Annotated in this window: 12 protein-coding genes; 1 reads left to right on the top strand and 11 read right to left on the bottom strand. The window is 71.5% G+C overall.

All coding sequences use genetic code 11. From position 1 onward, the window contains the following. Nucleotides 1-57: 57 nt before the first annotated feature. Entirely contained in the window at nucleotides 58-1257 is a 1200-nt protein-coding gene (locus AB0M56_RS41570; RefSeq protein WP_364186522.1) for an FAD-dependent monooxygenase, read from the top strand. A 33-nt stretch (nucleotides 1258-1290) separates the two neighbouring features. Here the strand turns inward: AB0M56_RS41570 and AB0M56_RS41565 are convergent, their stop codons facing one another. From AB0M56_RS41565 to AB0M56_RS41515, 11 genes are all read right to left on the bottom strand, one after another. Continuing rightward, nucleotides 1291-2049 carry a DUF3626 domain-containing protein gene (locus AB0M56_RS41565; protein ID WP_364186573.1) on the bottom strand — a complete coding sequence of 253 codons (759 nt, stop codon included), beginning with the start codon at nucleotides 2047-2049 and terminating at the stop codon, nucleotides 1291-1293. A 100-nt stretch (nucleotides 2050-2149) separates the two neighbouring features. After that, on the bottom strand, nucleotides 2150-3253 hold the full coding sequence (locus AB0M56_RS41560) for a uroporphyrinogen-III synthase (RefSeq protein WP_364186520.1): 1104 nt from the start codon (nucleotides 3251-3253) through the stop codon (nucleotides 2150-2152). Continuing rightward, nucleotides 3250-3588, bottom strand: coding sequence for a nitrite reductase small subunit NirD (gene nirD / locus AB0M56_RS41555; RefSeq protein ID WP_364186518.1), 339 nt, complete (start codon nucleotides 3586-3588; stop codon nucleotides 3250-3252). The genes AB0M56_RS41560 and nirD overlap by 4 nt, the downstream gene beginning before the upstream one ends. Then, entirely contained in the window at nucleotides 3585-6104 is a 2520-nt protein-coding gene (gene nirB, locus AB0M56_RS41550; protein ID WP_364186516.1) for a nitrite reductase large subunit NirB, read from the bottom strand. The genes nirD and nirB overlap by 4 nt, the downstream gene beginning before the upstream one ends. Continuing rightward, a complete protein-coding gene (locus tag AB0M56_RS41545; RefSeq protein WP_364186515.1) occupies nucleotides 6104-7441 on the bottom strand; it encodes a nitrate/nitrite transporter in 1338 nt (445 codons plus the stop codon). Before AB0M56_RS41545 ends, nirB begins: the two co-directional genes overlap by 1 nt. A gap of 32 nt (nucleotides 7442-7473) precedes the next feature. Beyond that, on the bottom strand, nucleotides 7474-8889 hold the full coding sequence (locus tag AB0M56_RS41540; RefSeq protein ID WP_364186514.1) for an FAD-dependent oxidoreductase: 1416 nt from the start codon (nucleotides 8887-8889) through the stop codon (nucleotides 7474-7476). Then, nucleotides 8886-10940 carry a molybdopterin-dependent oxidoreductase gene (locus tag AB0M56_RS41535; protein ID WP_364186512.1) on the bottom strand — a complete coding sequence of 685 codons (2055 nt, stop codon included), beginning with the start codon at nucleotides 10938-10940 and terminating at the stop codon, nucleotides 8886-8888. The genes AB0M56_RS41540 and AB0M56_RS41535 overlap by 4 nt, the downstream gene beginning before the upstream one ends. A 127-nt stretch (nucleotides 10941-11067) precedes the next feature. After that, the gene (locus AB0M56_RS41530; protein WP_364186511.1) at nucleotides 11068-11865 is read right to left on the bottom strand and encodes a TIGR02569 family protein; all 798 of its coding nucleotides are present in this window, start codon (nucleotides 11863-11865) and stop codon (nucleotides 11068-11070) included. Nucleotides 11866-12019: 154 nt separating this feature from the next. Further along, a complete protein-coding gene (gene moeZ, locus AB0M56_RS41525) occupies nucleotides 12020-13201 on the bottom strand; it encodes an adenylyltransferase/sulfurtransferase MoeZ (RefSeq protein ID WP_364186509.1) in 1182 nt (393 codons plus the stop codon). Nucleotides 13202-13321: 120 nt separating this feature from the next. Further along, a complete protein-coding gene (locus tag AB0M56_RS41520) occupies nucleotides 13322-14542 on the bottom strand; it encodes a DUF3152 domain-containing protein (RefSeq protein WP_364186507.1) in 1221 nt (406 codons plus the stop codon). Nucleotides 14543-14622: 80 nt separating this feature from the next. After that, nucleotides 14623-15543, bottom strand: a complete 921-nt coding sequence (locus tag AB0M56_RS41515) for an alpha/beta fold hydrolase (RefSeq protein ID WP_364186571.1) — start codon at nucleotides 15541-15543, stop codon at nucleotides 14623-14625. Between the last annotated feature and the right edge of the window lie 155 nt (nucleotides 15544-15698).

The raw sequence follows: 15698 nt of genomic DNA, 5'->3' as shown, positions 1-15698 counted from the left end.
TCCCAGGCCCAGCGCGCCCGCAAGAAGCATACCTAACTTAGCTATCGAGGAGACATCATGACCACCGTCCTCATCTCCGGCGCCAGCATCGCCGGCCCCGCCCCGGCCTACTGGCTGCGTGAATACGGCTTCGACGTCACCGTCGTCGAGAAGGCCGAAGCCCTGCGCGGCGGCGGCTACCCCATCGACATCCGCGGCACCGCTCTCGGCGTCGTCGAGCGCATGGGCCTGATGTCGCGGCTGCGCGAAGCCCACGTCGACAGCCGCAGGCTCACCTTCCTCAACGAAGACGGCAGCACAGTCGCGTCGCTCAGCCCCGACGCCATCGCCGGCGGCGTCGAGGGCCGCGACCTGGAGGTCCGCCGGGGCGACCTCGCCGAGGCGCTCTACAGCACCATCCGCGACGACGTCGAGTTCCTCTTCAACGACAGCCTCGCCACCCTCGACGACCGCGGCGACGCCGTCGACGTGACCGTCCGCAGCGGCCGGCGCCGCACGTTCGACCTGGTCATCGGCGCCGACGGCCTGCACTCGGGTGTCCGCGCGCTGGCGTTCGGCCCGGAGGAGCAGTCCCACCGCTACCTCGGCTACTGCTTCGCCGGCTTCACAATGCACAACGACTTCGGCCTGGCCCACGAGGGCGTCCTCTGGTCCACCCCGGGCCGCGGCGCCGCCCTCTACGCCGTGGGCGACAGCGACACCATCTTCGGCTTCCTCAACTTCACCCGCCCCGAGCCGCCCTTCGACGCCTTCCGCAACCCGGCCGCGCAGCGCGAACTCATCGCCGAGGTGTTCGCCGGAGACGGCTGGGAACTCCCCCGACTGGTCGCGGCGATGCGCACGGCCGACGACCTGTTCTTCGACATCGTCAGCCAGATCCACCTGCCGCGCTGGTCCTCCGGCCGCGTCGCCCTCGTCGGCGACGCCGCGCACGCCCCGTCGTTCCTCACGGGCCAGGGCTCCAGCACCGCGTTGGTCGGCGCCTACGTGCTGGCGGGCGAGCTGGCCACCCATGCCGACCACACGGCGGCGTTCGACGGCTACGAGCGCACGGCGCGCCCGTTCGTCGAGGCCAACCAGGCCCTCGTCTCCGTCGGCAACGCCACCATGTTCCCCGCTACGGCCGACGCCCTCGCCGAACGCAACGCCCACCTGCGCGAACTCACGACGCTGCCGGTCGGGCCGGGTCGGCCGGAGCACAGTGCGCTGGAGCTGCCCGATTTCAGTGGTCGACGAGTGGCGGGCAGCCGAGCTTGACGGAGTCGAGTCCTTTTCGGACAGTCGAGTGCGTCACCCGCGAAGCTCGGCGGAGCCGAACCTCGCCACGTAGTGCCAGACCCGTTTGAGCGATTGCTCGTCGTGACGGCCGGCGCGCGAAGCGTCGCCGAGGACGCGGGGATCGAGGCGGCCGTCGCGGGCCAGCGATTCCCCGAGCCGCACGAACTCCGGGCCTCGGTACTCCGGATGCCGACGCAGTTCGCTCGTAGCCAGGGCAAAGCCGCCGTGCCATTCGACGGCGCACGGCAACCGGGCGGCAGCGGCCTCGATCGGAGTGCCGCGGTAGCAGGGGTCCAGCACCACAGCTTCGACGTCGGTATGAAGATCGAGCACACCGTGGACGTGCGCTTCCACGTAGTCGTCGAGCGGATCCGGGTCGTCCGCCAGTGCTGCCGCGATCAACGCCGACAGGCTCGACGCGACGCCGAATCGCCGGGGTTCGAAGAAGCTGTCGGGGTAGCAGAACGTGGTGCGAGCCAGCACCGGCCCGGCCAGGCGCAGGTGGGCCGACCCGAAACGCGGTGAGCCGCCGATCCGGCGTCGGCGGAAGTTCAGCGAACCGTACTTCGGCCGCTGCGCCGGCGGTGCGTCGTCGTAGGCGCCGGCGAAGATCCGGCTCTCCCACTGCCAGCGGGCGCCGCCGGGGTGCGCGGTGAGGCCCCCGTTGCCCGTGCCGGTCTCGAACTGCGACCGGTACACCCCGTCACGAGCCAGCAGTTCCAGAATCGGTGTCTCCGCGACGAGGCGATCCGGGTGGAAGTGCAGGGTCACCCGCCACGACGGGTCCGCGGGCGCCCCGGTCGCGAGGGTTGCCAGGTGGGCGATCGCGGTCTCGTGCGGCTGCGGCATGGCTCCAGTATCCGCGCCGGCCTCACCGGTCGACGGCAAGCCGGTAGCCGCGTTTGACCACGGTCTGGATCACGGCCGGGCCGCCGAGGGCAGTGCGCAGGCGGCCGATCGCCGTCTCCACCGCGTGTTCCTCGCCGCCGCCCGGGAGGGAGGTGGTGAGTTCGCGTCGGGAGACGACGCGGCCGGGCGAGTGGGCCAGGGCGCGGAGCAAGGCCATGGGGGCGGGGGCGATGTCGTGCCAGTCGCCGTCGAGGAGGACGGCGTGGCCGCGCAGTTCCAGCGCGTGGCCGGCGACGGAGAGGCACGGGGTGCGGGCCAGAAGCGCGTCGGCGACGGTGCGGGCGAGGGCACCGAGGCGGGAGCGCGCGGGCTGGACGGTGGGGATGCCCAGCGCCGCAAGGGGTGCGGCCGTGATGGGGCCGACGCAGGCGACGACCACGCGCGACGTCAGGGCGTCGACCAAGGCAGGCAGGCGGCCGGTGCGGCGGGCCAGGGCGAGCGTCGACGCGGCGGCCGGCGCGGACGTGAAGGGCAGGGCGTCGACGGTGCCGTCGAGCACGGCGTCCACCAGGCGGTCGAGCGGGCCCGGGTCGGCCGGGCCGACCCAGCGGTAGACGGGGATCTCGATCACCGACGCGCCCGCCGCGCGCAGGGTCTCGGTGAAGAACGGCAGCGGCTCGCCGTGGAGCTGGACGGCGATCGTCAGCCCGTCCACACCGGATTCCAGCAGGTGCTGCAGCACGCCCGCGTTGCTTTCGGACGGCGGGGAGTAGTCCTCCGACAAGCCCGCCGCCCGCAGTGCGCCTGTGGCTTTCGGGCCGCGGGCGACGAGGCTGGCGCGGGCGAGGTGGTTCAGCAGCGCGTCGCCGAGGTTCCAGCCCTCGGCGGCCTCCACCCAGCCGCGGAAGCCGATGCCGGTGGTGGCGACGACAACGTCCACCGTGGACTCCAGCAACCGAACGGTGGCCGCGTGCAGTTCCGTGTCGTCGGCGAGCGGGACGATCCGGATGGCCGGGCCGTACCGAACGCCGGCCCCCTTGCGCACGAGCAGCGCGCCGAGCTCGTCCGCCCGGCGCGCCGCGGTGATGCCGGCGACGAAACCGGCCAGCGGGAGCACGTCCGTCATGGGGAGCCCACCTCGACGATCCCTTCCCGCACACGCACGCGGTAGACCGGCACGGAAACGTCCGGCGAGTCCAGGCACTGTCCGGTGCGGAGCGAGAACCGTTCCTTGTAGACCGGGGACGCGACCACGGGCTCACCACCGGCGTCACCCACGATCCCGCGCGACAGCACGGCCGCGGCGCTGCACGGATCCCAGTTGGACAGAGCGAACCACTCCGAGCCGACGTGGAACACGGCCACCTGCTCGCCCTCCACCAGCGCCGCCACGCCGGAGCAGTCGCCCACCCGCGAGACCGCGCACACCGCCGTCCAGGTCCGTTCGATCGATGTCGTCATCGCCGCACCTCCGATTTCTCGAGCAGCGGTACACCCAGCAGTACCGGAACCCGTTGGAGGCGCTCCGGCCGGAACGAGATCGACGGGTCCGGCGTGCCCGGCGCGTTCACGAACGAGCTGAACCGCGCCAGCTTCTCCGGATCCTCCAGCACGCCGCGCCACTCGTCTTCGTAGTCCGTGACGTGCTTGGCCATCGCGGCGTCGAGGTCCTCGCAGATGCCGAGGCTGTCGTCCACGATCACCGCGCGCAGGTGCTCCAGGCCGCCGTCGAGCTCCTCCAGCCACGGTGCCGTGCGCTGCAGCCGGTCGGCCGTGCGGATGTAGAACATGAGGAACCGGTCGATCGTCCGGATCAACGTCGGCGTGTCCACATCGGACAGGAAGAGCTGCGCGTGGCGCGGGGTGGCGCCGCCGTTGCCGCCCAGGTAGAGGTTCCAGCCGTGCTCGGTCGCGATCACGCCGAAGTCCTTGCCGCGCGCCTCCGCGCATTCCCGCGCGCAGCCGGAGACGCCGGACTTGATCTTGTGCGGCGAACGCAATCCGCGGTAGCGCAGTTCCAGCTCGATCGCGAGGCCGACGCTGTCCTGCACGCCGTAGCGGCACCAGGTCGACCCGACGCACGACTTCACCGTCCGCAGCGCCTTGCCGTAGGCGTGCCCGGACTCGAACCCCGCGTCCACGAGCCGCCGCCAGATCTCCGGCAGCTGGTCCACCGTCGCGCCCAGGAGGTCGATCCGCTGGCCGCCGGTGATCTTCGTGTACAGCCCGAAGTCCTTCGCGACCTGCGCGATCACCATCAGCTTCTCCGGTGTGATCTCGCCACCGGGGATACGCGGGACCACGGAGTAGCTGCCGTTGCGCTGCAGGTTCGCCAGGAACTTGTCGTTCGTGTCCTGCAGCGTCGCCTGCTCGCCGCCGAGGATGTGGCCGTTGCCGAGCGTCGCCAGGATCGACGCGACGGCCGGCTTGCACACCGCGCAGCCCGAACCCGTGCCGTAGCGGCTGACCAGCTCGCTGAACGTGGAGATGCGCGTGGCCCGCACGATCTCGAACAGCTCGGCCCGCGACTGCGCGAAATGTTCGCAAAGCGCCGTCGACTGTTCAACCCCGCACGCGTTCAGCAACTTCGCCAACATCGGCACACACGAGCCGCACGACGTGCCCGCCCGCGTACACGCCTTGAGCTTGCCGACCGAGTCACAGCCGTCCTCGTGGACGGCCCGCGTCAGCGCGCCTTTGGAAACGCCGTTGCACGAACAGATCTGGGCCTCGTCCGGCAACGCCTCCACCCCGACCGCCGCGCCTCCGCCGGCCGGGGCGAGCAGCGCACCCGGCTCCGCGGGCAACGGACGGCCGACGAGCGCTCTCAGCGTGTGGTACTCGGCCGCGTCGCCCACGAGCACGCCGCCGAGCAGTGTCCGGCCGTCGTCGGTGACCACGAGCTTCTTGTACGTCCCGGCCACGGCGTCGTTCACCGCGACTTCCAGCGCGCCTTCGGTCGCCGCGTGCGCGTCGCCGAAGCTGGCGACGTCGACACCCATCAGCTTGAGCTTCGTGGCCGTGTCCGGCTCCGGGAACGACGCCACTCCCCCGGTGAGCCGCGCCGCGACGACCTCCGCCATCGCATACCCCGGCGCGACGATCCCGTACACCCGCCCCTCGACGGCCGCGCACTCGCCGATCGCGAACACGGCCGGATCGCTGGTGCGGCACTCGGCGTCCACCAGCACCCCACCGCGTTCGCCCACTGCCAGGCCACACTCACGCGCCAAGTCGTCGCGCGGGCGGACACCCGCGGAGAACACCACGAGGTCGACGTCCAGCTCCGTACCGTTGCCGAGCTTGGCCAACAGCCGGGATCCGTCAGCTTCGAGAGAGTCCGTCGAGGTTGCGGTATGGACGGTCACGTCGAGCTGCTGGATGAGCCGCCGCAGGAGCGCGCCACCACCCTCGTCGACCTGCAGCGGCATGAGCCGCGGCGCCATCTCCACGACGTGCGGCGACAAGCCCATGTCCCGCAAGGCCTTCGCGGCCTCCAACCCGAGCAGCCCGCCGCCGATCACCACCGCGGACCGACGCCCACGGCCCGGCTTCGACGCAGCCACCCGGATGGCATCCAGGTCTTCGATCGTCCGGTACACGAACACGCCCGGCAGCTCCCGCCCCGGCACCGGCGGCACGAACGGCCGCGAGCCCGTGGCCAGCACCAGCGCGTCGTACTCCTGCACGCGACCGGACGCGGTCGTCACCGTGCGGGCAGCCCGGTCCACCGCCACCACGGCATCACCGAGGCGAAGATCCACAAGGGAATCTTCCGGGTAGTCCGCGCCCGGCAGGGCCAGCGCGGCCGGATCCCACGTGTCCACATAAGACGTCAGCGCCACCCGGTCGTACGCGGGCCGGTTCTCTTCGGCCAGCACCACGACCCGCCACTCGCCGGCTGTGTCCGCCGCGCGCAGCGCCTCCACGAGCCGGTGCGCGACCATGCCGTGCCCGGCCACTACGAGAGTCCTCATCAGACCTCCGCCCCGGCCAGTGCGACCTGCGCCCGCACCGCGGGTTTGCGCAGGTACACCACCCACGTCACCCCCACGCACACCGCGTAGAACACCAGGAAGCCGACGAACGCGGGAATCCCGCTGTGCGCGTCGGCGAACGACTGCCGGAACGCGAGGTTGATGAACAGCCCGCCCAACGCGCCGATCGCCCCCGCGAGCCCGATCAACGCACCCGACAGGCGGCGGGCCTTGAGCAGCTCCGCGGCCTCGTCACCACCGAGGTCGATGGCCGCGCGCGCCTTCACCTGGAAGATCGCGGGGATCATCTTGTACGTCGAACCGTTGCCGATGCCCGTCAGGACGAAGAGGACGATGAACGCGACCGTGAACAACCCCAGCGAGTTCGCCGACGAAGCCAGCACCAGCACCACCGTGGCGAGCGCCATCAAGCCGAACGTCGCGAACGTGACCCGGCCGCCGCCGAGCCGGTCGGACAGCCGGCCGCCCAGCGGTCGTGCCAGCGAACCGAGCAGCGGCCCGAGGAACGTCACCGCCGCGGCCTGCAACGGCGTGCGGCCGAACTGGTTCTGCAGGACCAGCCCGAACGCGAAGCTGTAGCCGATGAACGACCCGAACGTGCCGACGTACAGCAGCGACATCACCCACGTGTGTCCATATCGGACGACTTCACGCATGGCCTTGGTGTCTCCGCGGACCGTGGCGAGGTTGTCCATGAACAGCGCGGCGCACAAGGCCGCGATCACGATCAGCGGCAGGTAGATGAACAACACCAGTCGCGGCGCGGTCGCCCCCACGGTGCCGATCACCAGCAAGCCGACCAGCTGGATCACGGCGACACCCAGGTTTCCGCCGCCCGCGTTGAGGCCGAGCGCCCAGCCCTTGTACCGCTCCGGGTAGAACGTGTTGATGTTCGTCATCGACGACGCGAAGTTCCCGCCGCCGACCCCGCCCAGCGCGGCCATCAGCACGAACGTGCCGAGCGACGTTCCGGGGTGCAGCACGATCGCCGTCAGCACCGTCGGCACCAGCAGCAGCGTCGCGCTGAAGATCGTCCAGTTGCGGCCACCGAACTTCGCCACCGCGAACGTGTAAGGCAGCCGCATAATCGCGCCCACGAGCGTCGGCGTGGACACCAGCAGGAACTTGTCCGCCGCCGAGAACCCGTACGCGGGGCCCATGAACAGCACGACAACCGACCACAGTGTCCAGATCGAGAACCCGATGTGCTCGGCGAACACGGAGAACCACAGGTTGCGGCGGGCGATCCGCTTCCCGGTCGTCTCCCAGAAGGTCTCGTCCTCGGGTGTCCAGTGCTCGATCCAGCGATTCTTCACGGCGTCCTCCTTGGCGAGAGAGAGTCGGGTGCTCACTGCGCCGCCAACCAGCCCGCGACGGCCGACACGGTGTCGTGGCAGCCGCCGCAGCCGGTGGTGGCGCGGGTGGTGCGGGCAAGCGCGGCAACGTCGGTGGCGCCACCGCGCCACGCGTCGACGAGCCGGCCCTTGGTCACGGCGTTGCACCGGCAGATCAGCGCCGACGCCGGCAGGTCGGCGGGACTCGCGGCGGCCGGCGCGCCCGCGGGCAGCGCGCGGCCGAGCAGCACGGCGAGCCGGTCTTCGGGCAGTGGGATGCCGCGATCGTGGAACTGCGTGACGGTGGCCGCGGCATCGGGCAGGCCGAGCAGGATCGCGCCGGTCACGCGGTTGCCGCGGACCACGAGCTTGCCGTAGCGGCCGCCGGACGGGTCGTCGATCGTGAGCACGTCGGCGTCGTCACTCGCATGCGTCTCGCCGAGCGCGGTCAAGTCGACACCGCGGGCCTTCAGCCGCGTGACCACCGTCGTGCCTCGGTAGCGCGCCGCGGTGTCGGCGCCGGTGAGTAGGTCCGCGAGCACGGCCGCCTGCTCCCAGGCGGGTTGCACGAGCCCGGCCGGTGCGTGGGCGTGGCGCGCGCAGTCACCGAGTGCGTGAATGCGGCCGTCGCTGGTGCGCAGCAGGTCGTCGACGAGCACGCCGCGGTCCACCGCGAGCCCGGCGGCCTCGGCCAGCGCCGTGTCCGGGCGGACGCCGGCGGCGACCACCACGAGGTCGGCCGGGACGAAGCTGCCGTCGTCGAGCTTCACGCCGTCACCGGGCAGGTGGCGCGCGGCCGTCGCGTCGAAGCGGAAGGTCACGCCCAGCTCGGCGAGCCGCCGCGCGAGCACGCGGCCGGCGCCGGCGTCGAGCTGACGTTCCATCGGGTGGCCGTGCGGGTGCACCACGGTCACGTTCGCGCCGCGCCCGGCCAGGCCCCGTGCCGCTTCGAGGCCGAGCAGCCCGCCGCCGAGCACCACGACCGGAGCACCGGGCCGGGCGGCGTCGAGGATGCGGGTGCAGTCGTCGAGGGTCCGGAACGTCGCGACGCCCGGCCCCGGCTCGAGCCCTTCGACCGGTGGGAGCCACGGCGTGGCGCCGGTGGCGAGCACGAGCGCGTCGTACGCCAGCGGGCCGTCGGTGGTCTCCACGCGACGGTTCGCGCGGTCGACCCCGGTGACGGACGTGGCCAGCCGCAGGTCGACGCAAGCCCGAGCCGCCCAGTCCTCGTCGTGCAGCCGCACTGTCGCCGCGCTCAGCCCGCCCGCAAGCACGGACGACAGCAGCACCCGGTTGTACGCGGGATGCGGCTCGGCGCCCACGATCGTCAGCCGCACCCGTTCCGCCGACGGGTCCCGGCGCCGGAGCTCGTCGGCCAGCCGGGCGCCGGCCATGCCGTAACCGGCCACGACCACGTGCCGGGCGCTCATGCGTCCACCCCGGCGTCCACTCTGGACAGCGCGACCGCGCAGACCTTGAACTCCGGCATGCGGCTCACCGGGTCGAGCGCCGGATTCGTCAGGAGGTTCGCGCGCCCCGCACCGGGGAAGTGGAACGGCAGGAACACCAGGTCGGGCCGCAGCGAGGCGACGCACCGCACTCGGGCGACCGTCTCCCCGCGTCGCGAACGGACCAGCGCCCGCTCTCCCTCCGCGAGGCCCGCGCGGGCGGCGGTGTCGGGGTGGATCTCCACGAACACCTCGGGCACGACGTCCACCAGCTCCGCGATCCGGCGCGTCTGGGCACCGGACTGGTAGTGCTGGAGCACCCGGCCCGTGGTGGCCTGCAAGGGAAACTCGGCGTCGGGCAGCTCCGCGGGCCCGGTGTGGTCGACGGCGGCGAACCGGGCCCGGCCGTCCGGGTGGGCGAAGCGATCGAGGAACATCCGCGGGGTTCCGGGGTGCTCCGCGGAAGGCACCGGCCAGTGCAGCGCCTCACCGGAGCGCAGCCGGTCGTAGGTGACGCCGGAGTAGTCCGCCGTGCCGCCCTTGGACGCCGCGCGCAGCTCCTCGAAGACAGCCGGGGGGTCCACCGGGAACCGCTCGGCGGGCTGGCCGAGGCGGGTGGCGAGCTCCTGCAGCACGTCGAGGTCGGACCGGACGCCCACCGGCGCGTCGACGGCCTTGCGGCGCAGGAGAATTCGGCCTTCGAGGTTGGTGAGCGTGCCGTCTTCCTCGGCCCACTGCGTCACGGGGAGCACGATGTCAGCGCGCTCGGCCGTCTCCGACAGCACGAAGTCGGCGACCACGAGAAGGTCCAAAGCGGACAGTCGATCTTCGACCCGCCGGGACCGCGGCGCCGATACCACGACGTTGCTGCCGAAAACCAGCAACGCTTTCGGCCCGCCCTCCTGCCCCAGCGCCTCGAGCAATTCCGTCGCCGAACGCCCCGGCCCCGGCAGGCTTTCCGGCGCGACACCCCACACTCCGGCGACGTGCTCGCGCGCGGCCGGGTCGTCGATCTTCCGGTACCCCGGCAGCTGGTCCGCCTTCTGCCCGTGCTCGCGCCCGCCCTGGCCGTTGCCCTGCCCGGTGAGGCAGCCGAACCCGGAGCCGACGCGACCGGGCAGCCCCAACGCCAACGCCAGGTTGATCCACCCGCCGACGTTCGCCGTCCCCGTCGCGTGTTGCTCGGTGCCCCGCGCAGTCAGCACGTACGCGTTGTGCGCCTCACCCAGCATCGCGGCAGCTCGGCGTTGATCGGCCGCCGCGACCCCGGTCACGCGCTCGGCCCGCTCCGGCCACCACGCAGCGGCAAGGCGCCAGGCTTCGTCGAACCCGGCCGTCCGAAGATCCACATAGGACTTGTCGAGATGCCCGTCGGCGACCACCGCGTGCAGGATTCCCAACGCCAAAGCCAGATCCGTCCCCGGCGCCGGCGCGAGGTGCAGGGTCGCGAGCTCGGCCGTCGGCGTGCGCCGCGGGTCGATCACGATCAGCTCGGCACCTCGCAGGTGCTGCACGAACGGCGGCATCGTCTCCGCCGGGTTCGCCCCGGCCAGCAGCACGACGTCCGCGTCCGCGAGATCCGTGACGGGGAACGGCAACCCGCGATCGGCGCCGAACGCCTTCAGGCCCGCCGCCGCGGCCGACGACATGCAGAACCGGCCGTTGTAGTCGATCTGCGAGGTGCCCAGCGCGATCCGCGCGAACTTCCCCAGCAGGTAAGCCTTTTCGTTGGTCAGCCCACCGCCGCCGAACACCGCGACGGAGTCGGGCCCGTGCGAAACCCGCAGGTCGCGCAGCTTCGCCGCCACGAGGTCCAGCGCCTCGGCCCAGCTCGCCGGCACCAGCTCACCGTCGCGCCGGACCAGCGGTGTGGTCAGCCGATCGCCGGAACGCAGGAGCTCCCCCGACGTCCAGCCCTTCTGGCACAGGCCACCCGCGTTGACCGGAAAGTCGCGCGGCGTGACGCGCGTGCCCGCCAAGCGCATCCCGCATTGCAACGCGCAGTAGGGGCAGTGCGTGTCGACGTGCGGCACGGGCGCTCCTCGGGGTCGGCGATGGCCCCGACGCTAAGCACGCCGTGTTACCTGGAGATGCCTGATTGTTTCAGGCAGTTGACATCACTCGCCACTTCCCGCGACCCCACGGTGAGGTCGGAAAAACTCAGAGGATCGCGCTGACCTCACGCGCCGCCGCGCGCAGACCGTCGAGCGCCGCACCCGTCGAACGCGGGTTCAACGCGTTGGCCGCCAAGCGGAACAGCACCGCGCGCAGCAGCAGCTGCGGCCACTCCGGCAGGTGCGCCCAGCGGTCGAGCAGCTCGCCGGTGGCACCGCCCCAAGCCATGGCGTCGACGGCCACGATGGCCGCGCCCCACTCGCCCGGCCGGTAGTACGGCACGAAGTCGACGATGCCGGGCGCGGCATCACCGTCGAAGAGCACGCCCGCGAGCAGCTCGCCGTGCGCGACCTGCAACGGCAGCTTGATCGGCCGGCGCGACGGCGCGAGCACCTCGAACCAGCGGCCGCCCTTGGCCTCGTCGAGCGGACGGTCGAGCTCTTCCCACGCGATGCGGTCGGCCACCGCGTCGAGGTCGTCGCGCGCGGACAGGAAATCGGGCCGCGGCAGGTCGGCCGTGGCGCGGTGCAGCTTCACGGCGGCGAGCATGGCGCCGTCGACGTGGTTCTCGGCCGTGCCCGAGACGTAGCGCCAAGCCGACCAGTCGCCGACGATCCAACGGCCGTCACTCGCGCGCACCGGCTTCGCGATCCGCAGGCCCGGGTCGTCGGCGTGCTCCAGCGCGCGGGCGGTCCACAGCGTGCGCGAGCGGTCGGAAACCGGCTTCAAAACCAGCTCCCCACAGCGCCAGGCCGTCGAGTCCGGCAACGCCGAAACGAGGCCGATGTCGCCGCCGAAGGCCGCGCACACCCGCTCGGGTGGCCGTTCGAGAGTGGACCGCACGAGAACCGAAGGTACCCGCCCGTGCGCGCCACGAACGAGAAGACGCGCTGGTCACGGACCGCTTTCATATTTCCGACACACCCGCCGCCGCGCGCCCAAAACGCCACGATGGCCTCCCCGGGCGAACCGGGAAGGCCATCGTGGATGGAAACCGTCAGTAGGTGGGCAGGCTCGGGTCGATCTGCTTGGCCCAGGACAGGATGCCGCCACCGAGGTGTGTGGCGTCCTTGAACCCGGCCGCGTGCAGAGCGGCCAGCGCCTCCGCCGAACGCGCACCCGACTTGCAGTGCAGCACGATCGGCTTGTCCTGCGGCAGCTCGGCCAGCGCCTCGCCCGAGAGGATGCGGTCCTTCGGGATCAGCGTCGCGCCCTTGATGTTCACGATCTCGTACTCGCCGGGCTCGCGGACGTCGATGAGGGCGAAGTCGTCGCCGTTGTCGAACTTGGCCTTGAGCTCCGCCGGCGTGATCGTGCTGCCCGAGGCGGCCTGCGCGGCCTCGTCGGACACGACACCGCAGAAGGCTTCGTAGTCGATCAGCTCGGTGATCTTCGGGGTCTCGGGATCCTTGCGGATCTTGACCTCGCGGTACTTCATCTCCAGCGCGTCGTAGCTGATGAGCCGCCCGAGCAGGGGCTCACCGATGCCGGTGATGAGCTTGATCGCCTCGGTCACCATGATCGAGCCGATGGACGCGCACAGCACGCCCAGCACGCCACCCTCGGCGCACGAGGGGACCATGCCGGGAGGCGGCGGCTCCGGGTAGAGGTCGCGGTAGTTCAGGCCCTTGCCGTTGGGCGCGTCTTCCCAGAAGACGCTGACCTGGCCCTCGAAGCGGAAGATCGAGCCCCACACGTACGGCTTGCCCAGCAGCACGGCGGCGTCGTTGACCAGGTAGCGAGTGGCGAAGTTGTCGGTGCCGTCGAGGATCAGGTCGTACTGCTCGAAGATCTCGAGCGCGTTCGCCGACTCCAGCCGCTCGACGTGCAGGTGCACCTTGACCAGCGGGTTGATCTCGGCGATCGACTCCTGCGCCGACGCGGCCTTGAGCTTGCCGACGTCGGACACGCCGTGGATGACCTGGCGCTGCAGGTTCGACTCGTCGACCACGTCGAAGTCGATGATGCCGAGCGTGCCGACACCCGCCGCGGCGAGGTACAGCAGCGCGGGGCTGCCGAGGCCGCCGGCACCGATGACCAGGACCTTCGCGTTCTTGAGTCGCTTCTGCCCGGTCACCCCGACGTCCGGGATGATGAGGTGGCGGCTGTACCGGGCCACCTCTTCCTTCGTGAGCTCCGCAGCCGGCTCAACGAGCGGCGGCAGTGCCGTGTCTGACATCGGGTCCTCCATACTCGCGTGGATCGCGTAGTCAATCCCAGTATCCACAACGCCCACAGGCAAGGTGGGCTTCCCGGCGTCCGGATCGTGGGACGAGGGTTGCTTTGTAACGCGAGACCGTTATTGCGCCGGCGGCGTGGGGTTCGGCCAGGCGTTGGGCACGCAGACGTGGTGGTCGGACGCCACCTTGCCCTTGTCACCGCCGGGGATGTTGTTGAGCATCGCCACATAGTCGTCGGCCACGCCGAACGACTGCTGCATCATCACGGGCGCGGGGTCGCCGGTCGCGGGACAGCCGACGTGGATGTTGCCGAGCGCGTGGCCCACCTCGTGGTTGATGGCGTACTGCCGGTAGCCCGTCATGTCCGCGCCGTAGGCCTTCGCGCCACGCACCCAGCGGGCGAGGTTGATGAGCACCCGGCCCATGCTGCGGCGGTAGCACGAGGCCTCGAACTTGATCTGGAACCCGCACGCGTCGGCGCGGTGCGTGGTGTTCGGCGTGGTGAGGCTCACGCGGAAGCTCGGGTCGGGGTAGCTCGCGTCCACGCGCTGCAGCCGGATCTTGCCGTTCCACGTCCAGCTGCGCGGGTCGGACAGGATGCCCTGCACGGCCGTGGCGAAGCTGTCGTCACCGGCGTAACTCGACGGGTCGATGCCGTCTTCGACCTCGACGGTGTAGGTGTACAGCTTGCCGCTCTTGCCGACCGTCGGGCCGGAGCCCGGCACGACGTGCCAGGTGCCCTTGCCGCTCTCGGTGTAGTTGCCGCCTGTGGGCAGCTCGGCCGTCGGCACGTTCACGTCCGCCGGCTTGGCGGGGTTCTCCGGGATGGCCTGGCCACCGTCGATCGCGCCGGCCGCCGCGTCGCCCACCGCCGACTCGCCGCTGCCCGCGGTGGTGGTCGAACCGGGCTCGGCCGGGCTGGTGGCCGTGTTCACCACGACGAGCGCGGTGATGACGACCAGGATCGGCAGCGCGTACACGCGCCAGCCGTAGGTCTTCACGAACCCGCCGACGCCGCGCTTCTTCGCGGCCGGCCTGCGGGCGGCGGGCTTCTCCTCATCACCCTTCGGCTGCCACGACGCCTTCAGCGGCTCCGCGCTGGTGCGCCGGGAGCCGGGGCGGTAGCGGTCCTCGCCCACGCGCTGGGCGGGCGGCTTCGACGGCCGGAACTGGCCGACGCGCGGGGAGCCCGTGTCCGTGAGTGGAGAGTTGCCGGAGCTCCTCGAGCTGGATGACGAACTACTCGACGAATTCTTTGACGAGGCCGACGTCGCACGCCTGGCTGAACCGGCGTACGAGGCTCGCCGGTCGTCTCCTCGTGCGTCCTTCGGCCGGTCCACCGCCCCAGGGTGCCATATCCAAACCGTGATGCTCTCGGCGACTGGCTGATGACCGAGAGATGATCTGTCACTCGTTCGGACTACCAAGTGCCCTTCTCGGCGGCCTCCCACAACCCCAGAACGGCCCGGGCTACGACATTCGGGCGCTCCATCTGAGCCACGTGCCCGGTTCGGGGAAGGACCAGCAGCCGGGCGTGTCGGAGCAGCCGGGCGGTGCGGGGCGCGCGCCGCACGGAGATCACCCGGTCGTGAAGGCCCCAGACGACGAGTGTGGGGATGCTCACCCGCGCCGCGACGGACCACAGCGACGCGTCGCCGACCGCACTCCAGCGCCGGAAGATGCCGAACGTGCTGCGCGCCATCGCGGGCGCGGCCCAGGCCAGCGCGGCGCGGGCGCCGTGCTCCTCGGTCAGCTCGTCGAGCCGCTGCTCGGGGAACTTCGCCGGGTCGTAGAAGCACAGCTTGATGACCTGCGCCGCACGTTCGCGGGCCGTCGTCGAGGCCAGCCGGCGGCGCACGCGCGCGCCGACCACCGGCAGGTACGCCAGGGCCATCATCGGGTCCGACAGCCGCCGTGGGTCCGGGCGGCGGTCGGGCATCGCCGGCGAGATCAGCGTGAGCGTGCGGACCAGCTCGGGGCGCGCGGCGGCCACGAGCAGCACGATCGCGCCGCCCATCGAGTTGCCGACCAGGTGCACCGGCCCCGCGTCGAGGCCCTCGATGTAGCGCGCGATGACCTCTGCGTGCTCGTCGAGACTGAAGTCGAAGCCGGGGGCGGGCTCTGAAAAGCCGAAGCCCGGCAGGTCGATCGCGCGGCCGCTCGCGGTGGGCGCGAGCAGCGCGGCGAGGTCGGTCCAGTTGCTGGACGACCCGCCGAGCCCGTGGACGTAGACGGCGACGGTACCGTCGGGCCCAGGGGTGCGGCGTACGTTCAGCGAAACACCGCCCACGTCCTCGACAACGCCGGGCCAGGGCGGCAGCACCGGCTCGAGCGCGGGCAGCGGCGCCGTGGACAGCGGCACGTGGGTCACAGCCGGGCGCACCGCCGTCGCGGTCGCCGGGCGCGTCGTGGATGTGGTCACCACCCCAGGATGCCCGACACTTGGCGTTCCGGGCGTACCCACGAGTAATCTCAAACCCGCTTCACGCGGTGGTG

The sequence above is a fragment of the Amycolatopsis sp. NPDC051372 genome (assembly GCF_040682095.1).
Lineage (GTDB): Bacteria > Actinomycetota > Actinomycetes > Mycobacteriales > Pseudonocardiaceae > Amycolatopsis.
This window is presented reverse-complemented; position numbering and strand designations above follow the sequence as displayed.

Bases quoted from the DNA above. Each gene is read 5' to 3' on its own strand.
- nirB (WP_364186516.1), bottom strand. From the start codon at position 6,104: ATGAGGACTCTCGTAGTGGCCGGGCACGGCATGGTCGCGCACCGGCTC.
- moeZ (WP_364186509.1), bottom strand. From the start codon at position 13,201: ATGTCAGACACGGCACTGCCGCCGCTCGTTGAGCCGGCTGCGGAGCTC.
- AB0M56_RS41570 (WP_364186522.1), top strand. From the start codon at position 58: ATGACCACCGTCCTCATCTCCGGCGCCAGCATCGCCGGCCCCGCCCCG.
- AB0M56_RS41560 (WP_364186520.1), bottom strand. From the start codon at position 3,253: ATGACGGACGTGCTCCCGCTGGCCGGTTTCGTCGCCGGCATCACCGCG.
- nirD (WP_364186518.1), bottom strand. From the start codon at position 3,588: ATGACGACATCGATCGAACGGACCTGGACGGCGGTGTGCGCGGTCTCG.
- AB0M56_RS41540 (WP_364186514.1), bottom strand. From the start codon at position 8,889: ATGAGCGCCCGGCACGTGGTCGTGGCCGGTTACGGCATGGCCGGCGCC.